Raw genomic sequence first — 22,811 nt, forward strand, 5'->3', positions numbered from 1 at the left:
CCCCGGGACTCAGGCCGCGAGTCCGGCGATGATGGCGTGCGCGTTCTCGTTGCGGCACTCCAGCGTGTACTCGCCGATCACCTGCCCGGCGTGCGCATCTCCGCGCGCCGCGAGCGGCTTGAAGTGGAACGAACGCCCGCTCAGCGGAAGAACCTCCACACGCGAGGAATCCAGCATCAGCACGTAGTCCTGGGGCACCCAGCGCGAGAGGATCACGCGGCAGACGCCATAGTCCGACTCGTACACGCTCACCATGTCGCGGAAGCGGGTCTCCTCGGGCAGGTACGAGCGGGCCGCGCTCGCGAAGGCGTTGATGCGCCTCTTCTGCGCCCCTCCGACAACGATGGTGTCGATCCGTGCCGAGGATTGCTCCCACACGCGCCGGAGCGCGGCGTTCAGCACCTCCTCGTTAAGCACATCGCCGACGCCGCCCCCCGCCGGGAAACCGGCGACACCGGGCACAAAGCGATTGGACTGGATGATCCGGAGCAGACCGTTCATGGACCGACGCACGGTCGTCGAGCCCTGCGGGTCGCTTGCCGGCGCGACGCCGTTGATCACGCAATTCTCAAGGTCGCGCAGCAGCTCGCGCGTCCGCTCCTGCTTCTGGAAGTCCATCTCGTCGGCCACGCCGTGGGCGCGGGCCGCCTGCATCGAGCCGGAGACCTCGACGGTTGAGGTGAAGATCTGCGTGTAGTTGCGCCGTCTGATGCGGCTCGTGAAGCGTGCGGCGTTCGCGTCCGCGCCTTCGAGCGCGGCGTTGCCGAGAATCGTGAGCAGCATGTCGTTCGCAAGCGCGTGGGGCGTGGTGGCTCCGTAGCCGCGCACGACCGTGAGCGTGTTCGACGCGACCGCCGTCACCAGCATCACCTCCGTCGAGTTGCCCGGGCGGACGAGATCGCCCGGCTGGAAGCGAACGCCGTTGTCCACCGTGATCGATGTCGCCGTGGTTGCGCTCGGCGTGAACGTCGTCTGGTTGATCTGGTCCGTGTTGGGAAGGAGCGCGTCCTCGATCCACTCGTGGATCGTGCTCTCAGACGATCGCTTGGCATCGCCGAGATGATCGAGCAGCGGCGTCTCGAACGGGCTGACGATCGAAACGATATCGGCGACATCTTCCGCGAGTTCCGGCAGCGTCGCGCCGGCTGCGAACGTGGACTTTCCGGTAAATGGCATGGGGACTCCTTTGAGAAATGGCCAGATGGCTAAGAGCCATATGGGAAACAGGAAAGAGCACTACACAGCGAGAATTAGAACATCGTGCCTTCGTGCCTTCGTGCCTTCGTGCCTTCGTGACTTCGTGACTTCTCGCCTTCGTCACTCTTCTTCACGCTCCGCGCCGCAGGCGCAGGTAGCGGAGCAGTTGCGAGCGGCTGCCGCTCGAGCGTGCCTCTTCGAGCGCATCGTCGATCGGGTCTCGGGTCGGCGTGCCGGAGAGGCGGGCCATCGTCGCGCCCGCGTGAGAGGCCGACCGAACGTTGGCGCGGAAGAGGTACGGGCGATCGGTTGTGAGCCGCTCGACCGCGCCCGCGATCCGTTCGCCGAGATCGCCCTGCGCCGGCTCTCCTTCGCGTGGCTCTTGTTCGAGTTCGCGCTCGACGAGGATGGCGCACAGCGCGGCATCGATCGGGTGGTGCGGCGCGAGCGCATCGGCGATGCCGCGCTCCCGGGCCGCCTGCGCTTCGGACTCCGCCTGGGCCTTGGCGATGCTCTCGATGTTCCGCTCGTGCGTGGCGCACCGCTCCGACACGGCCTCAAGCTCGGCCCTCGCCGCTTCGAGCGCGGCCTCGGCATCCAGGGCTCGCTTCTTCCAGTTGATCTCTTCAAGATGAGGCGCACGCCGCGGCGCGGGCGGCTCGATGGGGTTGGGATCGGGAATCGGATCGGGTGACATGGGAGTCCTTTCAAATGGCCAGATGGCAAAGGGCCACACGGCAGACGGAATGAACAGATGAACAGCCAGAATCAAGGGTGCTATGTGCTGAAACTCAGTGACTTCATGACTTCATGACTTCATGACTTCGTGACTTCATGACTTCATGACTTCATGACTTCGTGACTTCATGACTTCGTGACTTCGTGACTTCGTGACTTCGTGACTTCGTGACTTCATGACTCCGTCTCTCGGTCACTCTCGCCCGCAATCTCCCCGAGCGGATCCTGCCAGCGGACCTCTGTCACGCGGCCGCTCTCGCTCGTGCGCAGCACGCCCGCGCTGTCGAGCGCACGCAGGATCAGCGTGTTCAACTCCGCGATGCCGCGCCCATAGGCGAGCCGCTTGCGTGCGGTCTTCGCCAGCAGCGACATCAGCGTGATGCGCAGCGCGTTCGCGCTCGACAAGTTGCCGATCCGCGCCCGCACCACGCCCCCGGCCAGTGGCGGCACGGCGGAGGTCTTGTCCATCGCCTCGCGGATCTGCTCGATGTGCGCATCCTCCGACGGGCTCGACGCGTCGCCGCCGAACGCCGTGACCTCCGCGTCCGGGTTGTCGGTGGACCAGACCTGCCCCGGACCGACCGGCACGCGATCGAACCCCTCGATCCCCTTGGCCAGGTACATGTTGAACGACTGCATCGTCACGCGGCACGCCCGATCCGACAGGCGCGTGTTCAGCTCGTCCTGCAGCGGGATCAGCGGCTCAACCTCCGACACGCCGGTGTAACGGAACGGCTGCGACGTGTTCTGCACGTGGACCACGGGCACGACATCGGGCAGAAGCAACGAGCGCTCATCCAGCACGACGCGACCGTCCTGCTCGACGATGCGCCGCCCGGGCGTCATGGTCTCCAGCGTCGTGACGCGCCGGCGTGAGGCCACGTGGGAGGCGGGACGCGAACGCGAAGTCAACGACGACAGCATCCCGCGGCAGTCCACGGCGTTGTCCTCATGCTCAACATGTATGAGATACGCATCGAGCACGCGATAGTCCGTGGGCGATGTGATGGGGATGCCCCGCGTGGGCTCGATGAGCTCGATGCGGATCGCGCGGGCGATGCGGTCGAGGGAGACACTCTCGTCGATCCTGCTCACGCTGCTGCCGACCTCGCGGATCGCGCCCTCGTCGATCCGCAGCATGAGATCGACATGGCCGTAGACGTGGCCGAGGAGGGCCATGTCCTGGATGAGCGTGATGCCGCCGGAGGCCTCCCAGATCGCGTTCAGCACGCGCTCGACACGCGTGCGCATCGCATCGTCCGGCGCGGTGCTCGCGATCGTCACGGGCCGCCCGGCCATGAAGTCGACCATCAGGTGGATGCGCCACGCGATGTCGTTCTCGATCACTGCTTCGCGCCGGGCTCTGGCCCGATCGTCGCTGAGCTGCCCCGGCGTTCCGACGATCCGCTGGGGCAGACCGACCTCCTGCGCGAGTGTGTACCAGCGTCCGGCCCGCGTGACGGCGTTCGCGACGGTCTGCGATGGCTCGGCGCGAGCCGCGAGCGCGTTGCGGTAATAGGCCCAGAGCCGCTCAAGCCGCACCACCGTCGTGCGTCTGTGCTCGTCGATCACATGCGCGATGAACGCGGGATCAAGCCCGTGATGCGAGGCGTGCTCATCGCGCGAAGGCGAACCGGTCGGCGGCTCGACGCCGCGTGCTCTCGTGCGCTTCTGGATCGATGCTGGCATGGGGTGCTCCGATCTGGTCGTGTGTCACACACGAGTGGATGGCTCGAAAGAGGGGAGCGGGCGGAGGCCCCGAGTCTCACAGGCCCCGCTCACGAGCCCGCTCGCCCTCACCCACCCCGGCCCGCGTCGCGCACCGGGCGCGCACACGCCCCGACCCGCCGCGAGCGATTCGCGCAAGTGCCTGCGATCACGACTCAGAAAAATGTGCGGAAAGCGCACACGCCCCGACTCAGGAGTGGGGGTGTTTGGGCGCGCAAGGAGGGGGACTGACAGACAGGTGTCAGGAGGAGAGTTACGGCGCGGGCGGGGTCGTTCGGTGGAGCCGCGTGGAGACCGGCAGGATGCGTCGGAAGATGTGATTGGCGAATACGAGAACCGGAATGCCAAGCAGAAGCATCGCCGGGGCGGATGCCCACGAGAGGAGCATGTCTGCCCAATCGAGCATGGCCGGGGTGTAGAGAGCGGCTCGCGCATACTTCAGTTCGATGATGTATCCAACGCAAACTCGTAGCCCGCCGCATACAAGGAGTACGGCCCCGATCATTGAGAGCCAGCCCCATCGGCGGTGTCGGCCTTCCAGGGCAATCGCGCGGAGATAGAGAGCGATCGCCAGCGTGCAGAGAGGCGGAAGAGCGATCAGCGCGAGATGGATGTAGAGGCCGTTGTGGCGGTATGCGCCGAAGAGACGGGGCCACGGCCTCCCGTTGATGTACCACTCGATCATGACGCTCGCGGCGTACAGGGCGAGCGCGCACCAGAGGATGCGAGTGATGACGTGTCCAGAGACGAAAGGCACGTTTCGGATCTGCCATGCGACAGATGCCGCGAGCGCGGCGACGAGTCCCGGAAGCCACGTTCGAATGAAATCGAACGTGTTCACAGTCCACCACGAGAGGCGAGTCGTGTGACCCTCGACGGCGAAGTTGATGTACCAGAGACCCGTGAACACCCACGCGGCTCCGATCAAGGCCACGCACCATGCGACGAGCTTGAGGGCGCGGGGCGAGAGCGCGGCCAGCGGCATCAGCTGGCGCGCTTTCGCGGCATCGAGATCGCACTCGGGGCAGCGTGTGCCTGTGTCTAAACCCGCGAGGTCGTAGCCGCAGCGCGAGCAGGGGAGCATGGGTGTGTGTGCGGGGCGTGACATTCGTGTGTTCTACGTCTCAGGATGAACGTGTGGCATCTGCGTTGTGTCCGCGATTGCGAGGGCATTTCTGAACCGCCCTGCGAGCGTTCGTGCGAGCAGCAGGGCGGCGAGTCCGAGCAACAGCATGCAAAGCTGATCAAACCACGGCCATGCCCAGGCAACCCACGCGGCTGGCACTTCCATCGAATACGCCCACGTCGCAAGTGATCCGCCAGTGCCGTTATGGAAGGTCGTGTCAACAGCATCGGCAGCGAGAGAAAGCACCACGCCGAGGCACTTGAAAGCGAAGAGACACGCGATCGCGCACGTCAATCGTTCTCGCAGTACGTCTCGCGCACATGATGCGATGCCCGTTGCGACGAGCAACAAGACCGTGTGGAGCGAGAGAATGAGAAGCACATGACCGGCATAGATGGACCACGAGTAGACATTGAGTTGTGGCCATAGTCCGCCTCCTCGCCAGCCGCCGAGCAAGAACTGGACAGGAACGCCGATGGCCGCGAACGCGACGGCGATGATGATGCACCATGCCAGCCGCGGCCTTCCGTCGATGGGATGGTGCAATCGTCTGGCGAAGAGGAAAGCGGACACGACAAAGGCCAGGAACGAGGCGGTCAATGCGAGCGCTGTGCCGACATATGCCAGTCCGAACTTCATGTTCTGCCACGGTCCTGTGACTCCCAGTATCGCCGTGTTGATCTGGAGCAAGCAGAAGCCGAGGACCGCCACGGCAATATAGCTCCAGCCGAGAGACTGAATGGATACCGCGAGCGCGCGGAGTCTTCGGGGTTCTGCGACGGCAAGCACGCGCTGTGCGCGGATGCCTGCGTTCGGGATCGAGCATTCGGGGCAGGGCAAGTGTTGATCGATGCCGACGAGGTCATAGCCGCATCGCGAGCATGGGAGCGTGGGTGTGTGCGCGGGGCGGGACACAAAGACATCATACAGGATGCGAGCCGACTATCCGCCGCAATCCCGTGCGGCCGCCTTTTCTCCGCGTCCTCCGCGAATCCTCGGCGGCCTCTGCGTTCTCTTCTCTTCGCGCCTTCGCGAGCTTCGCGTTCAACCCGCCTTACAGCTCCACCACCTGCATGTCCGCCTCCGCCAGCGAGCCCGTCGCCGGCACTGCGACATCCGTGAGGAACACCGAGAGCGCACCGTGTGCGTCGGCCATCGCGCGCCGAGTCTCCGCGGCGTTGAACAGCCGCGCCGACGCGTGCGCCGCGCCCCGACCCGATACGCCCTTGCCATCGTGCCGGAGATGAGCCGCCAGGTCCAGCGCGATCTGCCCCTCGCTCTTGGCAATCTCGATCACGGGGATCGCCTGGTCGAAGTGCTGGAGCATGTGGCGTGCGTTCTCGAAGCACCCGGACTTCTCCATCCACGTCGCGCCGGGGAGAACCACGTTCGACGCCTCGACGAGCGACGAACCGAGCGTGTCGATGAGCGTGACGAACTTGCCGCCCAGCGAGTTGATGAGGTCATCCGTCCCCCACGCGCTCGGATAGTTGCCTGTGAGCAGCACCGCGCCGACATCGGAAGCTCCGCTGCCGTGGCCGAGCGCCCGCAGGGCTTCCTCGTATGTCAGCACGCCGCCGCTGCTTCCCCCGCCAGCGATCGCTTCCAGCACACGCCGCACACCCCGCGCGTTGGGCGCCTTCTCGGCGTACACCCTGAAGCCGTTTGCGTCGCCCGCCGGGAATGTCTTGTCCTCACCCTTCATCGGCACCGGGCCGACGGCCAGTGCGGCCTGCGGATCGATCGACCGCGCCAGCGTGCCCAGCAGGTACGCCTCCTCGCAAGAGAGCATGGGGCTGACCATGACGAGGAGGCGCTTGCCGGAGCGGACGGCGCCCTCCATGCCTGCGATCGCGTCGTCGTACGCGCGGCTGTAGTCGCTCTCGGTCAGCACGCCGTGCATGCGCCGCATGGGTGAGCGGAGCCGGGCGTCGGACTGCACGTGCTTCCAGCCGTAGCGGACCTCGTCCGTGATCCACCACTTGTTGACGGCGGGGTTGGTGCGGGGCTTGATCCGATAGACCTTCCCCTCGTTGTGCTCAATGAAGATGTTGTCGCCGCTCGCGGTGATCCCGTCGATGCTCGGCGTGCTCTTCAGGAACCACACACGCTGCGCGAACAGGAAGTCCTTGTCCAGCAGCGCGCCGACCGGGCAGAGATCCACCACGTTCGCCGACAGCTCGTTGTCGAGCGCGATGCCGGGGAAGACATCGATCTCTTCCTTGTTGCCTCGCCCCGTGACCAGCAGCTCCGACGTCCCCGAGACCTCGCGCGTGAAGCGCACGCAGCGCGTGCACATGATGCAGCGATCCGAGTAGAGATAGACGTGCGGGCCGAGGTCCTTCTTGGGCTGCTTGACCTTCTGCTCCTCGAAGCGCGACACGCCCCGCCCATACTCATACGAGAAATCCTGCAGCGTGCACTCCCCCGCCTGGTCGCAGACCGGGCAGTCCAAGGGGTGGTTGATCAGCAGGTACTCCATCACCGCCTTCTGGTTGGCGACGGACTTGGGCGAATCGGTGTAGACGACCATCCCGTCGGAGCAGGGCGTCTGGCAGGTCGGCATCAGCTTCCCGCCCATCAGCGGCTCAAGGGCGTTGTTGTTGCGAGGATTCGGAGCCCACACCTCGGCGAGACAGATGCGGCACGAGGCGACGATCGACAGCCCGTCGTGGTAGCAATACTGGGGGATGTCCACGCCGCCCTCGTTGGCGACCTGAAGGATCATCTGACCCGGCTTGAACTCGCGGACGACGCCGTTGATGGTGATCTTGGGTGAGGTTGGAGCCATATGGGTCGAGAGTGTAGGAAAGCGTGCGCGCTCCGTCGGTCCCTTGCGCGCTGTTCAGATTCACCTCACCAAAGCCCGGCGCGAGTGCATCGTCCGCTCCGCCTCGCTCGTACAGTCCCACGTGACGAAGACTGGCCACGGGGCATCAATGTCCGTATTGTGTTAGGAATCCGTGCGATGCGATTGTTGCGGGTCCGAGAGGATTGACGGATAACCCACCGAAAGACGTGGCCTTTTGGGACTTCGTGGGGTATATCACAGTATCGGCGCGCTCTGGAGGGTCCGGCGCGTCTCTCTCTTGGCCGGTACACGGCTCCGTTCTTGGAGGTCGAGCATGAAGAAGTTCATCAGCGTTCTGTCCGTCGCCGCACTCGCGGGTTCCGCCTGCGCGGTCGACTTCTTTGGCACCGCGTTCGACGTCGGATATCAGGGCAATTCCAGCTCCCTGAGCGCGACGCACAGCCTGTCGGACTCGATCCGCGGCCTCGAAACCCTCTGGTCCAGCGGCGGCTTCGCCCACGCCAACGCCGGGTTCGGCTCGGTCATCGGTGTCGATGACTTCACCTCCGGCGGCACCTCGCAGGCCGTCTACCGCGTGGACAACGCGTTCTCCGGCGTTCCCAACCTGGTGCAGATCGCCACCATCAACAGCCGCCCCGTCTCCGACCTCACCGTCGGCAACGGCAAGATCTACGGCATCCGCAACGTCGGCGGCACCGGCTCCAACCTTGAGGTCGTCGAGTTCGACACCTCCTTCAACGTGACTAACACCTATGACACCGGCATCGCGATCGCCGCCGTCGCCGCGGGCGGCCTCGCCTACGACGCCTCCTCCGACTCGTTCTACCTCACCGACCCCGGTGCGGACAAGCTGTGGAACTGGTCGATCGGCGGCTCGGCGACGCTCGTCGGCGTCAACAGCTTCGACTTCGACAACAACGACCTCGCGATCGACCCGAACACCGGCACGCTCTACGCCGCGATCGAGAACGTCGTCTCCGGCGCGTGGGAGTTCGGCTACTTCAACAAGAACAACGGGCAGTTCAACATGCTCGTCTCCGTCGCCAACTCCTCCGGCTCCGTCGGCCTGGCCATCCCGTCCCCCGCGACGCTGGCCCTCGTCGGCCTCGGCGGCCTGGTCGCCGGCCGTCGCCGCCGCTGATCGCACCGCTCTTCCATGTCTCCACGAAGGCCCGGCCCTGTGCCGGGCCTTCTTCATTCCATGTAAGATGTCCGCCACATGGCCCAGCGTCGCCACCACTACGAGGTCGCGCTCGAATACTACCTACGGGAGCATCGCATCCCGTACATCTCAGTGGATGAGGCCCGCCGCGCGATCCTCCCGCAGATCACGCCCCTCCGCATCGCCGAAGGCCCCGCGCTCAAGGCGTTTGATTTCGTTGTCTACGGCGCGTCGGAGAACCTCTTGATCGAGGTGAAGGGGCGACGCATCGCGCGTGCCGGCTCCGCGCGCGCTCGCCCGCGGCTGGAGTGCTGGGCCACCCGCGACGATGTCGATTCGCTCCGCACCTGGACGACCCTCTTCGGGAGCGGCTTCCGGGCATCCCTCCTCTTTGTCTACTGGTGCGACGAGCACCCCCCCGATGCCCTCTTCCACGAGACCTTCAGCCACAAGGGACGCTTCTACGCCCTCCGCTGCGTCGGGGCCGACGAGTACGCCTCGCGCATGCGTCCGCGCAGCCCCAAGTGGGGCACGGTCGATCTCTCGGCACGAGACTTCGAGGCCATCTCCCACCCCTTCCTGCATGCCGCCGGGGTGTCCGGACGGTCCGACCCCGCACCCCTCGCCGCCATGGAGCCGATCGGGGCTTGACACGACACAGTGCCGACCCTAATCTCAGGGTTCATAGGATCCACTTCAATTAGGGAGAGACATGATGCTTAGGTTCATAGTTGTTGGATGTGTTGCTGCGCAATCTGCTGCGGCTTTGTCCCCGATCTCTGAGGAGTTCAGAAGCTCCTACAACGCTCGCTATGGCACGGCGCTTTCGGGCAGCGATCTTCTGGCGATTCGCATTTCAAACGATTACCTCTGGAAGGCCGGAGATGAGCCACGATACTCGTTCATTGGTTCTTTCACAGCAGAACGCAACGGATTCGGGCTTTATCTCGATCCCGGTGTTGCGAGTAATCGCGTTCAGCTCTTTCCGGCTCGGCCAATGCTTGGATACGCGCCAGGTCCCTCAATCGATCTGAGTGGTCTCGTCGCGAACACGACCTTTGGCTTCTACATGAATACGTCGATCTTCTCATTTATCCGTGTGACCGAACCGTATCTGAATGGCCCTACGGAGCCCAGCTACGGCGGTGGGCCGGGACAGGACTATGTCTGGACATTTCCAACGCCGGTGCCGGGAACGTTCATCATGGGATGGGAGGACTGGCACGGTGACGGTGGCGACCACGCCGATCTGATTATCGAAGTGACCGGCATGCGACCCATTCCTGCCCCCGCAACATGTGTAGTGATCTTGGCAAGTGCTGTGATGCATCGTCGCAGACGGGCTTGATAGCGAACCTGAGCGACTGAGAACATCCTCCGCTGCGTCGGGGCCGACGAGTACGCCTCGCGCATGCGTCCGCGCAGCCCCAAGTGGGGCACGGTCGATCTCGCGGCACGAGACTTCGAGGCCATCTCCCACCCCTTCCTGCACGCCGCCGGGGTGTCCGGACGGTCCGACCCCGCACCCCTCGCCGCCATGGAGCCGATCGGGGCTTGAGACTCATCCCACCCCCTTTCATGGAACGCAAGTCCGGCTTCGGACGTACAATCCAACCACTATGCGACAGACACGCCGAGTGCTCACCATCCTCCTCGCGGCATGCACCATCGCCCTTAGCGCACCCCTCGCCGAGGCCCAGCCGCGACGCGACACGGGGATCGACCTGACCACCGTCCGACCCCCCTCCCCCGCCAAGCAGGACGATCCGCCGACCATCCGCACGTATCTCCTCCTGGCCTTGCTCGTCGCTGCGGCCGTCGGTGCCAACTGCATCCCCAGCAAGCGCGGCCATCAGGACTGAGCAGAAGTCACGCAGTCGCGAAGTCTCTCAGTGACACAGCCAGAGAATGTGAATACCGGAGCACGCGCCCCTGTCGTCGTCACACTTCACCGACTGAGTGCCTCCGTGACTTCGTCTCTCCGTCTCTCCGCGCCTTCCTTGGAGTTCCCATGTCTCCCTCCTCACGTCGTCTCCTCCGCCTCGTCGCGCTCAATGCCGCGCTCGGGCTCGTCCTCGCCGCGTTGTTCGTGATTCCCGAGCCGGTTGCCGCACAACCCTCGCTCTCGGGCGCTCCCGCCTCGCGCGCCCGCGGCACATACACCATGCTCGCCGGCAAGCCCCGCACAGGCAGCGGCAGCGCGATCTACGTCATCGACAGCGTCAACCAGGAAGCCGTTGCGCTCCGCTGGAACGACGGCAAGAGCGCGCTCGAAGGGCTCGGCTACCGCAGTTTCTCACGCGACTCGGCCCTCCTCCCCGGACGGTGAACACGCACCACGCCACGCCCGAAGGACCGACGCCATGAACACCATCCCGCCCGCCTCTGATGCCCACCCCTCCCGATCCACGGAACGCGCCTCGACACTCTTGGTGCTCACGGCGATCGCGCTGGCCTTCTGCTGCGGCCTGCGCCTCATCGGGCTTGCTGGCTCTCCCGCCTCCGCCGAGATGGTCACCACCATCCAGGGCGACATGGTCGCGCTCACCGCCGATTCCGGCTCGGAGGACGCCCTCCTCGTGCTCGACAATCGCACCGAGCGCATCATGGTCTACCGCCTGACAGCGAAGGGGCTCGAACTCTTCGCGTCTGAGAGTCTGCGCGAACTCTTCGCAAGAGCCCGCGCCTCCTCACCCGGCTGAGCCACACGCCCCCTCCCCTGATACCATGCCCATGTTCCGCCCCGCTCCCCCGCGGCATCGCTGATCGGGCCATGCCGCCTCCGCTCCGGCCCCTCACGGGCCACCGTCCGCGTTTGAAACTCGCGCAGGCGTCGGGCCTTGCGCGAGACCTCACAGACTCAGCCCGACGACAACCCGGCAGAGCGCCGCTCCTCTCTCGCACCCCCGCACGCCCGAACCGGCGTCGCGCCAGCGCGAGACGCAGGGGGTCAGGGGGCTCTGCCGCCCGATCGAAACCAACTCCATGTCCATCTTCCCCCTCCCCCAGTTCGAGACCGACCTCAAGGAGCACCTTCTTGAGGAAGACCGCAAGACCTACGAACGCCTCAAGGCCCCGACCTCCATCGTCGTCCGCTTCGGCGCGATGAAACTCGTCGGAGAGTTCCCCTACGACGGCGAGGCCAAGCCCGGCTGCGGCTCCAAGCTCGTCGTCCGCACCCATCGCGGCACCGAACTCGGCGAGATGCTCACCAGCACCTGCCCCAACTCCGGATGCTCCAAGAGCGTCTCCCGCCAGGACATGCTCAAGTACATCGAGAACTCCGGCGGGCGCGACTACCCCTTCTTCAACAACGGCAAGGTCCTCCGCATCGCCACCAAAGAAGATCTCGACGCCCAGGCCCGCATCGAGCAGTCCAAGCACGAACTCAAGATGGACGCCCGCCGACGCGCCGAGAAGTTCCGGTCCCAGGCCCGCATCGTCGATGCCGAGCCGATCCTCGGCGGCGAGCGCCTCACCTTCTACTACTACTCAGAAGAGCGCCTCGACGTGCACCTCCTTCACGAGGACCTCCAGAAGGCCCACCCCAACACCCGCATCGAACTGAAGATGGTCGGCGCCCGCGACGAGGCCCGCCTCATCGCCGACTACGAGAAGTGCGGGCAGTACTGCTGCTGCAAGAACTTCCTCAAGGTCTTGAAGCCCGTCAGCATGAAGTCGGCCAAGGTCCAGAAGGCCACGCTCGACCCGCTCAAGATCTCCGGCCGCTGCGGACGCCTCATGTGCTGCCTCCGCTACGAGGACCAGACCTACGAGGAACTCGCCAAGCGCCTCCCCCGGAAGAAGTCCCGCGTCGGCACCCCCGAGGGTGACGGCATCGTCATCGATGCGCAGATCCTGACCCAGCTCGTGCTCGTCCTGCTCGACAACTCCGACAAGCGCGTCGCCGTCCCCGTCGAAGAGATCACACCCCCGGAGAGCGCGGTCGCGCCGCCACCACCGCCGATGCCGCCCCCTCGTGCACCGAGAGAGGCGCGCCCGGCCGATCGCCCCCCCGCGCGATCGCAGGAGCGTCCCGCACGACCCGACCGCCCGACGGAACGCGCCGCAGAACGCGGCCCAGATCGAGATCCGGACCGCAGCCCAGCCCGCACACCGGATGCTCCGCGCCCGAGCCGACATGAAGCACGCCGCGACGATCGCCCCCGCGCCCCGCGCGATGCCGATCCGAGCATAGTTGATTTCGACGACATCCCCACCGACGCCGGTGATGGACCCGATCGTCGCAGCCGCCCACACCCCGCAGGAGGCCCGGACACCCCCGAATCCCGCGAAGGCGGATCCGGTGAGGGACGTCGCAAACGCCGTCGCCGTCGTCGAGGTGGCAGCGGTGGGGGCAGTGGTGGTGGGGGGGGTGGTGGTGGGGGCAGTGGGGGAGATGGTGCCGGTGCTGGAGGGAGTTCCGCGTCTGGACCAGACGGCCACCCACAGCGTCCAGCATCAAGGCCCGAGCGTCCGCCGCAGGAACGAGGGCCGCAAGACGGCCCCATGCGCGAGCCGCAAGCCGGAGGCGGCGAGGGTGGCCCACGCAAGAAACGCCGCCGCCGCAAGCGTCGCCCCGGTGGAGGTCCGGCTGGGGGGCCGGGTGGAGGTCCGGCTGGGGGACCAGGTGGGGGGGCCGGTGGAGGCAATCCCGCCGGCGATGGAGGCGCATGATCGCTTGGGCTCCCGATCGCACAATTCCCGCAACCCCGACTCGTCGGGCCGACCGATGAACACGCCGCACGATGCCCGATGATTCGCCCATCACGCACCCGGAGCCCGCGTCGGCCGATCCAGCGGGCGCCTCGCCGCCGCGCGAGCACTTCAGCGCGAAGGACACCTTCACCTCGCTCGCGATCGCGTTCATCCTCGCGTTCGTGATCCGGGGCTTCGTGGTCGAGCCCTTCATCATCCCGACCGGCTCGATGGCGCCGACGCTCGTCGGAGCCCACGTGCTGGCAAGGTCGCCCGAGACCGGCACGACATGGGCGATCGGCCCGTGGCACTACAGCGACGGAAGCCGCAAGGTCCCCGCGTCGATCCAGGGCGAGATCGTCGTGCCCGATCCGATCACCGGCGAGCGGCTGCTCTTCGACAAACCCCCGACCCGCGCGGGCGACCGCATCTTCGTCCTCAAGTATCTCTATGCAATCTTCGAGCCCTCGCGCTTCGACGTGGTCGTCTTCAAGAACCCCGTCGATCCCCGCGAGAACTTCATCAAGCGGCTGATCGGCCTCCCCCACGAGCAGATCGCCATCGTCGACGGCGACATCTTCACGCGCGACACACGCACGCTCCCCCCCGATGCGATCCTCGAAGGCCCCGACGCATGGTCCGGCCCTGAGTGGAAGATCCAGCGCAAGCCCGAGCGCATCCAGCGCACCCTCTGGCAGACCGTCTTCGACAGCGCGCACACCCCGCTCGACGCCGATCGCTCCGGCCGTCGCCCCTTCCGCTCTCCCTGGGTCGGTTCCACGCAGAGCGCCGACGCATCGCAGGATGGCAGCGCGAATCCAGCCGGCGAGTGGCACATCGATCAACGCGCCAGCTACACCTTCGACGGCGCGGGCCGCGCCGACCTGACGTGGAACGAGGCCTCGCGCCCCGTCACCGATTACTACCCCTACGGCCACACCAGCGAGCACTACCCCTCCCCCCGCTTCCCCGTCGGCGATGTCCGCGTCCGCGCAGGCGTCCAGCCGCACGGCCCGGGGCTCTCCTGCTGGATCACCGTGATCTCCAGCGCCCACTGCTTCCAGGCCGAGATCGGGCCCGATCGCACCGCGCTCCGCATGGCCCCCGTCTCGGACTCCGGCACGCTCAGCGACGAGTGGACCACGCTCGCCGAGGCCTCAACCCCGCTCACCTTTCCGAAAGGAAAGGTCACGAATCTCGAACTCTGGCACACCGACCAGACGCTCGAACTCTGGGCCGACGGAGAGCGCGTCCTCCGCGCCGAGTACGACTGGTCGCCCGCCACGCGCTTCAAGCACGCAACAGGCAGAGACCCCGGCGCGTTTTTCGCCACGGGCGCACGCGAGCCCGCGGCTGATCCCACCATCTACCGACGCCCGCGCATCTCATGGCAGTTCCACGGCTCACCGTTCACCCTCCACAGAGTCGGCCTCGACCGCGACATCCACTACCAGGCCTCCCCCTCCCCCGGCCCCCGCCCCGCACGCGCCACCGACCCCAGACGCCTCCCCTCACTCAAGGCCGATCAATACTTCGTCTGCGGCGATAACTCCCCCCAGTCCGACGACGGCCGACTCTGGGAAGCGCCCGATCCATGGATCGCCATGCTCGACCCCGACGAGGGCGTCGTCAACCGACGCCTGCTCATCGGCAAGGCCTTCTTCGTCTACTGGCCTGCCACCCACGCCGGCAAGATCCCCATCTTCGACGCCGGACGCGTGCGGTTCATCTGGTAGTCAGGTGCTTGTGATCTTCTCGGTGTGCATGTCGAGGCCCACGACAGCAGTCAGCGTGTGCTGTGCTTTGTTGCGGCCTACTTCCTCCTGTTCGCCGCGATCTCGTCCAGTCTGTTCCGCACGCTCGACTTTGACTGCTCGTGCAAGTCGATCGCGGACTCCGCATCAAAGTCTCTCGCGGCGGGCGTCACCTCAAGTGAAGCCAGTTCAAACTTCGAGAGAGCAGATCGCATAGAGACCGGAAACCCCGGCGGTGAATCGGGTGAGTACTCGTACTCGAACGTCGGCAGCCCCGGCTTCTCAGGATCGAGCGATGTTCTGACGACTCGACCCTGCGCATCCACCTCGACACAGAGATCATGCACAGGCATTGCACCAAAGATCGGGTCACTCGTGTGCCGTGATCCGCCGGGGAGCGGCGCGATGAGCACGAGGTTTCCACCCTCGCCTTTCTCCAGTGATTGGATGAGCTCAGGTCGTGCGAGAACAAGGTCCAACAGGATCAGTGTCGGGAAGTAGCGCTCGACACCGAAGTCCGAACCCGGCGCATCGTCAGAGTACCGGATGTCAGACAGCCCTCCATCATCATCGACCGATGCCCAGAAGCGGCGCCCGTCATCGCCACGCCCGCCGGCGTGTCCCTGGGTGACGTGGTACCACGCACCGGTCATGCCGTTGTAGCCGACGTGCAACTCGCCCGCTGCATCCGTCCGGGTCGTTCGATAGACCGCTCGAACGCTCACGTCCCCAGGGCCGATGAGTTGATGGCGGAGCACTTCCAACTCCTCGGGCGGCACCGCCAACGCCGCAGCAGGCGTAGCTACAAGCAGCGTGAGACCGAACGCATGTCTGGCAAGACTCAGCATCGCAACACCTCCTGTAAATTGCTCATCACCGACGCACCGCGAAGGGAGAACTCGCACTCCCGAGCGGTGGCAAGAGTTCCGAGAGAACCCGAGAAAGAGCGCCACATCGCGCCCCGAATGACCACAGACTGATCAGCGTGAACGCGCGCCCGACCGCCCCGGGTCTCGAAATCCCCGTTCCATCCTGGCACCCATCGTGGCGCCCAACGTGCCGCCCAACGTGCCGAATGTGCTGTTGTTCGCAGTCAGTCATGGATCCTCCCAGACCCGCAGATGCCACATCCTACCAGACGCGGGGGGGGGGCGTGTCAACCCCAGCCACGCACCGAAGGCCCCATGTGACAGAACCAGTACAATCCCCCTGCCCGGCTCGGGAGGCGTGGAGCGCCTCCAGCCGCACGCGTGCGCCATTCCCTCCGCCCCGCCGCACGCGCCGCCCCTAGGAGTCTCCGCATGAATCGTTCGCACGCGCTGCGCACAACCGCCGCACTCGTCCTCTCATGCAGTGCGGCTCTTGGTTCTCACGCACAGCCCTCCGCCGGCCCGCAAACCAAGGGCCCGCGCTCCGGCCCAACGCCAGCCGCCGACCGCGTCCCCGCCAAGAGCGTCCATCACGGCGTCGAGGTCATCGACGAGTACCAGTGGCTGGAGAACTGGGACGATGCCAAGGTCAAGTCCTGGTCCGATGCCCAGAACGCCTACGCCCGGGGCTACCTCGACACCCTCCCCGGCGTCGAACGCATCCGCGCGCGCATCACCGAGATCGAGAAATCCGTCAGCGTCGCCTATCTCGGCTGGGCCGTCGCCGGCAATGAGAGCACCGGCCTCCGCATCTTCGCGCTCAAGCGCGACCCCGCCTTCCAGCAGCCACTCCTCGTCGTCATGGACTCCGTCGACCACCCCGACACCGCACGCGTCGTCGTCGATCCCAACACCATCGACGAGCACGGCCACGCCGCCATCGACTGGTTCATCCCCTCCCCCGACGGCGCGCTCGTCGCCGTCTCCCTCTCCTCCGGCGGCTCCGAATCCGGCGACCTCCACATCTTCAACACCGACACCGGCAAGCGCGTCGAAGATCCCATCGCCCGCGTCAACGGCGGCACCGCCGGCGGCAGCATGGCCTGGCTCCCCGACAACTCCGGCTTCTACTACACCCGCTACCCCCGCGCCGGCGAGCGACCCGCCGAAGACCTCGACTTCTACATGCAGGTCTACCGCCACACCATCGGCACGCCCGAATCCGCCGACACCTATGAGATGGGCAAAGACCTCGCCCGCATCAGCGAGATCCAGCTCCAACTCGACGCACCCACCGGGCGCGTGCTCGCAAGCGTGCAATACGGCGACGGCGGCGAGTTCTCTTATTACATGAAGCAGCCCGACGGCAAGTGGACCAAGTTCCTCGACCACGCCGACGAGGTCGTGCAGGCCGTCTTCGGCAAGGGCGACTCCGCCGGCGACCTCATCCTCCTCACCACCAAAGACTCGCCGCGCGTCCGCGTCCTCCGCATGAACGCCTCGACGCTCGACCTCAAGAACGCCAAGACCATCATCGCCCAGGGCGCAGACGTCATCGTTCCCGACTTCTGGCCCCCCTCTCCCGTCGTCGTCACCAACCACCGCCTCTATCTCACCTACCAGCTCGGCGGCCCCTCAGAGATCCGCGCGTTCGACCACAGCGGCAACCCCCAGAAGAGCCCCACCGTCCTCCCCGTCTCCGCCGTCAACTACATCAAGGCCATCCCCGGCACCGACGACATCATCTTCGACAACCGCTCCTTCATCGACGCGCCCGCCTGCTATCACTTCTCCTCCGCCAGCGGCACAACCCGCAAGACCGCCCTCGCCGCCGTCTCACCCGTCGACTTCTCCGACACCGAGGTCATCCGCGAGTTCGCCATCAGCAAGGACGGCACCAAGATCCCCGTCAACATCATCAAGAAGAAGTCCGTCAAGCTCGACGGAACCAACCCCACCATCCTCTGGGGCTACGGCGGCTACGGCGTCAACATCCAACCCGCCTTCAACGCGGTCCGGCGCCTCTGGATCGAGTCCGGAGGTGTCTTCGCCGTCACCAACATCCGAGGGGGCGGCGAGTACGGCGAAGAATGGCACCGCCAGGGCATGCTCACGAAGAAACAGAACTGCTTCGACGACTTCGCCGCCGCCGCACGCCACCTCGTCGCCCGCGCCTACACCCGCACCGATCGCCTCGCGATCATGGGGGGCTCCAACGGCGGCCTTCTCATGGGCGCAACCATCACGCAGAACCCCGACATCTGCCGTGCCGTCGTCTCCAGCGTCGGCATCTACGACATGCTGAGAGTTGAACTCTCCGCCAACGGCGCGTTCAACATCCCCGAGTTCGGCACCGTCAAGAACGCCGAGCAGTTCCGCGCTCTCTTCGCCTACTCACCCTACCACCACGTGAAAGAGGGCGTCCGCTACCCCTCCGTCATCTTCCTCACCGGCGCGAACGATCCGCGCGTCGATCCCATGCAGTCGCGCAAGATGACCGCGAGCATGCAGCGCGCCATCGCCTCGGTCCCCAACGCCAACCCCATCCTCCTCCGCACCAGCGCCAACACCGGCCACGGCCAGGGCACTCCCCTGAACGCCCGCATCGAAGAGCAGACCGACATCTACTCGTTCCTCTTCAATGAACTCGGCATGTGGTCCGAGGGCGAACAGAAACCCGCATCCAAGCCGACCGAGGCCAGGAACTGAATCCGCCGCCCGCCCATCAACCGACGCACCTGCCGAACGCGTCCATGAAGTCCAAGCGGTCGAGCACGTCTATCAACCCGTCGGCGTTGACGTCCGCGCGCGGACGCGCCGACCCGAACGCATCGAAGAACTCCAGAAAGTCGAGGATGTCCACCTCGCCCGAGCCGTCGATGTCCGCGCCGCACGACCCAAGATCAATCTGCGACATCGCCATCAGCACCGGCGCGCTCTTCCCCAGCGACTCCCACAACGCGTACGCCACCGCCCCCGCGCCGTTCGTGATGTTCTCATCACGCAGGAACTCGATGTACTCGCGCGTCGTCGTCTGGTGATACAGACGCGCCTCCGCACGTGCCGCGCCGGGCGGCACCGCGAACACCGTCCCGTCCCAGTACTGACCGTCCTGGTACGCGTACCCCACCGGAGCCGCCTGCACGCTCGCGAACCCTGCGTTCGTGAACCCGCGAGGCGGGATGCGATTGTCCGAATACCACACGTTGTTCAGCGCAAAGTGGAACCCGGGACCCGACGGCTTGCCCGTCAGCGCGCTCATCGCGGCGTCCAGCCCGAGTTTCCCCTCGTACACCTTCGTCGTCGCTCCGTCGAGCGTCGCCTCGCTCGCGTCGTACGCCCCGCGCTCGTCGATCAACGCACCCGCCCCATCGAAGAACCTCACGTTCACCCACATCCGCGGCCCCTCGGGATACCCCGTCGGCAGCTTGTGCCCGGACTGATTCACAACCCGCACCAGGAGCGTCCCCTCGTCGAACGCGCCGAGCGGGCGCACAACCTCAAGATCCGCCGCACGCTCCATCATGCTCCGCGTCCGCGCCTCGGATGCGTCCACGCTCTCCTCCGTCAGCCCGCTCGCCTCGCCGTACTGCGCCAGCACCGCGCGCAGCACCCACGAGTTCGCGCCCGCGAACTGGTGCGCCGGCACGTCGTCGCGATACCGTGCCCCGAGCGCCTCGCGCGCACCGAACCCCGACACGTCCGGCATGTGGCAGTCCTGGCAACTGCTCACCTCCAGCTTGTTCCCGCCGAATCGACCCCCCATGTCGATCGCGCCGCGCGCAAAGTCCGACTCGGACCACTCGCTGTACGTCCGCTCCACAGGGAACATGTCGTTCTTCAGCCCCGTCGGATGGCGAGCATCCACAGGGCCGAGCACGTACGTCCCGTTGCTCGCACGCTCGAACAGCGGATTCGAAACATCGTGGCACGTCGCACACATCCGCGACTCCGTGTGGAACGGCGACTCCAGCCACTGGTGATAGAACATCTCCTCAAGCTGGAACGGCCCGCGCCGACGATCGAACGGATCGATCACAAACTGCGCCGAGTGCGTGTCCTGAGGAACATCCGCCAGCGACGCCAGGATCCCCCAGTCCTCCATCGGGCTCACACCCGGAACATACACAGGGTCCACCATCCGATGGCACATCGAGCAGTTCACCCCATCGAAGTCCTCCGGAATCAGCCCCGTCCCGTCCGGCGGCTCGCTCCGACCGCTGATCCACCCACCCGGCGTGTGGCAACGCAGGCACATCTCGCCCGCGAACGCCGCGTCCTGGTTCGCGATCGCCAGTGCGGCATGAAAGATCGGGTCCCGCGCGGCCTGCCCCATCATGCTCGCCTTCCAGTGCGCGTGCGGCTCCGCGTGCTCGTCGTATCCCCCGTGGCAGAACTGGCAGGCGTTGCTCACCAGCGGATACTCAACCAGCGAGAAGGGCTGCGAGCCCGGCTGATGGAAGTCCTCCAGCGTCGTGCCCGGAGAGGCCAGCACCGCCGCCGTCAGGCCGATCGCCAGCAGCGCGCCCCCGCCCCAGATCGCCTCAGGCAAAGGACGCACCCGACTCATCCGCTCCGAACGCTCGCTCATCGCCATCTCCCCGATTCACACACAGCACACCTGCCCCTCATAAAAAGAGCATGGGCCCGGGACAAGCCCGGACCCACGACCTCCAGCTGGGGAATGTCGAATCTCAGAACGTGCAGCCGCTCCCGAACGCGTCGAAGAAGTCCAACAGATCGAGCACGTCGAGCACGTCGTCGCCGTTGAAGTTCGGATCAACGCCGCCCGCGGTGCAACCGACCGGCTGCCCCTCGCACTGACCGAACGCGTCGAGGTAATCAAGGAAGTCGAGCACGTCGAGCTCGCCGTCGCCGTTCACATCCGCCGGGCACGGCGACTTGAACGTGATCGTGCCGCTCGACCACGCGCCGGTGGTCGTGCCGCCGTCGGTGATCGACGCGTACACCCAGTACGTTCCGGGCTCGACATACGCGGAATTGAGCACCGTGGTCCCCTCGACCGCGGGTGTGTTCAGTGATGTCGGGATGAGCAACTCATTCCCGTTGAGCGACGGCGTGTCATTGACATAGATAGAGACCCAGCGCGTGTTGTTCTCCGGGTCGCTGCTCGTCCACGTCACCGGGTACGCGTCCAGCCCGTGCATCAGGTCGATGTTGCCCGCGGGCGGATTCACCACCGTCACGCTCGGTGCGCCGTTCGCCGAGGGATTGATCTTCAGCGTGTAGTTCGGGCTCGTCGCGCCCGACCAGCCGTACACCTGCACGTAGTAATACCCCGCGGCACGCCCGCTCAGCGAGATCTGCTCGAAGTTCGATGTCCCCTCGGAACTCGCGAGGATCGACCCGCCCGAGTTCTGCAGACGCATGTCAAGGTCGCCCGCGCCGTGCGAGAACTCGATCCGCACGAAGTCGGACGCCGTGCCCGTCGCGGGCATGTAGAAGCGGAAATAGTCCTGGTCCGTCGAGGTGTGGATCGTCAGATTCGAGATCACCTTCTCGGGGTTGCAGGGGCCGAGGTTCGGGCTGTTGAGCTGTCCCTCAGCGCGAGCCAGCGTCTCCGCACGCGAGTTGTTGCTCTCGTACGCGTCCGGCAGAATCGTCGTGCCACCCGAACCGATCGTGATCTTGATCCGAGAGGCGTTGTTGTTCTCGTTCGACTCAAGGAAGTGACCCTCAGGGTCCGCCTCGGCCTCCAGCCAGTACTGCCCGTTGGGAATGTCGGTGATGTCGATCCACTGGCCGTCAAGGTTCTTGGAATAGATATCCATCCATCCCACCGAGAGCCCCTGTGTGGTCGAGGAGCAGGAGAGGAATTGACCCCCCGGCGGGAAGCCCGGCAGCGACGAGTTGTACACCGCGAGGTCGAGGATGCAGAAAGAGGTCTTCTCACCCTCGGCGATGATGTCGCCCACCCCGTCCCCAGGCAGGATCTCGCGGATCCGATACTGGCACCACGCCTCGACGTGGATGTGGCTGTGCGTCGGGTGATAGACAAACTGCCCCGCGTTCCGATCCCAGAACGTGCCGTTCGAGCGGTAGATCCGCTGGATCACCTGCTGCTTGCCGTTGCCAAGGTCAGCGCCGCCGTACACATACAGCTTGCCCGCGCCGATGTTCGGCGTCCCCGTCGAGAGCCGGATGTGACGCCGACCGGGAACGATGTTCGTCACGATCACGTTGTCATAGAGGTCATCCTCACGGACCGTGATGTCCGGGAGAAGATCCGTCTGCGCCCTCGCGACATCGGCAAACAGAACCGACACGCCAGCGACCGCCACCATCAACGATCCAATCTTCATCATCCCTGCGCTCCACCGGGATGCCGCTCCCGGAACGGCCCCACACTCCCAAAAGGGTGCAGGGCATCACGCCGAAGCCAGAGGCCGCGGCCAAAGTCTCCCACGAGCAAACGGCTCCGACCAGATCCCACGGCGGGCAGTCGGATAGACGAGGAGAACAGCGTAACGGATCGCATCGCGCCAGAAAAGCCCCCCGCATGAGGGAAACGGACTTCTCTCACCTCTTTCAAGTCCTATAACCACTTTGACTTGATTCAAGACCTCGACATGATCTTCTCTCGTACCTTCTGGAAACCGGCTCACCCTTGCATGCGGATTGGTGAAGGTCCCCGACTGGGGTGCTTTCCCGTCCCCCAATAACCCAACCCACATACCCCAGAGTTCAGACACCGTCTTTCAGTGAA

At 65.6% G+C, this 22,811-nt stretch carries 19 protein-coding genes; 10 read left to right on the forward strand and 9 right to left on the reverse strand.

Going from position 1 to position 22,811, the window contains the following annotated elements; translation table 11 throughout:
• Nucleotides 1–9: 9 nt before the first annotated feature.
• The 6 genes from KF838_12210 to KF838_12235 all read right to left on the reverse strand — a co-directional run bounded on the left by KF838_12210 (nt 10) and on the right by KF838_12235 (nt 7,580).
• Nucleotides 10–1,176, reverse strand: coding sequence for a DUF5309 family protein (locus KF838_12210; GenBank protein QYK47542.1), 1,167 nt, complete (start codon nt 1,174–1,176; stop codon nt 10–12).
• Between the two features lie 151 nt (nt 1,177–1,327).
• The gene (locus tag KF838_12215) at nt 1,328–1,894 is read right to left on the reverse strand and encodes a hypothetical protein (GenBank protein QYK47543.1); all 567 of its coding nucleotides are present in this window, start codon (nt 1,892–1,894) and stop codon (nt 1,328–1,330) included.
• Nucleotides 1,895–2,109: 215 nt separating this feature from the next.
• Nucleotides 2,110–3,624, reverse strand: a complete 1,515-nt coding sequence (locus tag KF838_12220) for a phage portal protein (protein QYK47544.1) — start codon at nt 3,622–3,624, stop codon at nt 2,110–2,112.
• Nucleotides 3,625–3,916: 292 nt separating this feature from the next.
• Nucleotides 3,917–4,771, reverse strand: a complete 855-nt coding sequence (locus KF838_12225) for a hypothetical protein (protein QYK47545.1) — start codon at nt 4,769–4,771, stop codon at nt 3,917–3,919.
• A 9-nt stretch (nt 4,772–4,780) separates the two neighbouring features.
• Nucleotides 4,781–5,500 carry a hypothetical protein gene (locus KF838_12230; protein ID QYK47546.1) on the reverse strand — a complete coding sequence of 240 codons (720 nt, stop codon included), beginning with the start codon at nt 5,498–5,500 and terminating at the stop codon, nt 4,781–4,783.
• A gap of 343 nt (nt 5,501–5,843) precedes the next feature.
• Nucleotides 5,844–7,580 (reverse strand): (2Fe-2S)-binding protein, encoded by a 1,737-nt coding sequence (locus KF838_12235; GenBank protein QYK47547.1) that lies wholly within the window; start codon nt 7,578–7,580, stop codon nt 5,844–5,846.
• Nucleotides 7,581–7,914: 334 nt separating this feature from the next.
• Here KF838_12235 and KF838_12240 point away from each other — a divergent pair, with 334 nt between their 5' ends.
• The 9 genes from KF838_12240 (at nt 7,915) to KF838_12280 (ending at nt 15,197) form a co-directional block, all read left to right on the forward strand.
• Entirely contained in the window at nt 7,915–8,742 is an 828-nt protein-coding gene (locus tag KF838_12240; GenBank protein QYK47548.1) for a PEP-CTERM sorting domain-containing protein, read from the forward strand.
• A gap of 78 nt (nt 8,743–8,820) precedes the next feature.
• The gene (locus KF838_12245) at nt 8,821–9,414 is read left to right on the forward strand and encodes an HYExAFE family protein (protein ID QYK47549.1); all 594 of its coding nucleotides are present in this window, start codon (nt 8,821–8,823) and stop codon (nt 9,412–9,414) included.
• Between the two features lie 61 nt (nt 9,415–9,475).
• Nucleotides 9,476–10,111 (forward strand): hypothetical protein, encoded by a 636-nt coding sequence (locus KF838_12250; protein QYK47550.1) that lies wholly within the window; start codon nt 9,476–9,478, stop codon nt 10,109–10,111.
• 63 nt (nt 10,112–10,174) lie between these two features.
• The gene (locus KF838_12255) at nt 10,175–10,321 is read left to right on the forward strand and encodes a hypothetical protein (protein QYK47551.1); all 147 of its coding nucleotides are present in this window, start codon (nt 10,175–10,177) and stop codon (nt 10,319–10,321) included.
• Between the two features lie 61 nt (nt 10,322–10,382).
• Nucleotides 10,383–10,625: a hypothetical protein gene (locus KF838_12260; protein QYK47552.1), complete on the forward strand. Its 243-nt coding sequence runs from the start codon at nt 10,383–10,385 to the stop codon at nt 10,623–10,625.
• A gap of 149 nt (nt 10,626–10,774) precedes the next feature.
• Nucleotides 10,775–11,092 (forward strand): hypothetical protein, encoded by a 318-nt coding sequence (locus KF838_12265; GenBank protein ID QYK47553.1) that lies wholly within the window; start codon nt 10,775–10,777, stop codon nt 11,090–11,092.
• A gap of 34 nt (nt 11,093–11,126) precedes the next feature.
• Nucleotides 11,127–11,465 (forward strand): hypothetical protein, encoded by a 339-nt coding sequence (locus KF838_12270; protein QYK47554.1) that lies wholly within the window; start codon nt 11,127–11,129, stop codon nt 11,463–11,465.
• 283 nt (nt 11,466–11,748) lie between these two features.
• Nucleotides 11,749–13,440 (forward strand): hypothetical protein, encoded by a 1,692-nt coding sequence (locus tag KF838_12275; GenBank protein ID QYK47555.1) that lies wholly within the window; start codon nt 11,749–11,751, stop codon nt 13,438–13,440.
• Between the two features lie 71 nt (nt 13,441–13,511).
• Nucleotides 13,512–15,197, forward strand: a complete 1,686-nt coding sequence (locus KF838_12280; protein ID QYK47556.1) for a hypothetical protein — start codon at nt 13,512–13,514, stop codon at nt 15,195–15,197.
• A 77-nt stretch (nt 15,198–15,274) separates the two neighbouring features.
• Here the strand turns inward: KF838_12280 and KF838_12285 are convergent, their stop codons facing one another.
• Nucleotides 15,275–16,063 (reverse strand): hypothetical protein, encoded by a 789-nt coding sequence (locus KF838_12285; protein ID QYK47557.1) that lies wholly within the window; start codon nt 16,061–16,063, stop codon nt 15,275–15,277.
• A 453-nt stretch (nt 16,064–16,516) separates the two neighbouring features.
• Between KF838_12285 and KF838_12290 the strand changes: the two genes are divergently transcribed.
• Nucleotides 16,517–18,793, forward strand: a complete 2,277-nt coding sequence (locus tag KF838_12290) for a S9 family peptidase (protein QYK47558.1) — start codon at nt 16,517–16,519, stop codon at nt 18,791–18,793.
• A gap of 16 nt (nt 18,794–18,809) precedes the next feature.
• Here KF838_12290 and KF838_12295 read toward each other — a convergent pair whose 3' ends face one another.
• Both KF838_12295 and KF838_12300 read right to left on the reverse strand, forming a co-directional pair.
• Nucleotides 18,810–20,675 carry a hypothetical protein gene (locus KF838_12295; protein ID QYK47559.1) on the reverse strand — a complete coding sequence of 622 codons (1,866 nt, stop codon included), beginning with the start codon at nt 20,673–20,675 and terminating at the stop codon, nt 18,810–18,812.
• 103 nt (nt 20,676–20,778) lie between these two features.
• Nucleotides 20,779–22,410: a pre-peptidase C-terminal domain-containing protein gene (locus tag KF838_12300; GenBank protein ID QYK47560.1), complete on the reverse strand. Its 1,632-nt coding sequence runs from the start codon at nt 22,408–22,410 to the stop codon at nt 20,779–20,781.
• Between the last annotated feature and the right edge of the window lie 401 nt (nt 22,411–22,811).

This window comes from Phycisphaeraceae bacterium (assembly GCA_019454185.1).
Lineage (GTDB): Bacteria > Planctomycetota > Phycisphaerae > Phycisphaerales > UBA1924 > JAHBWV01.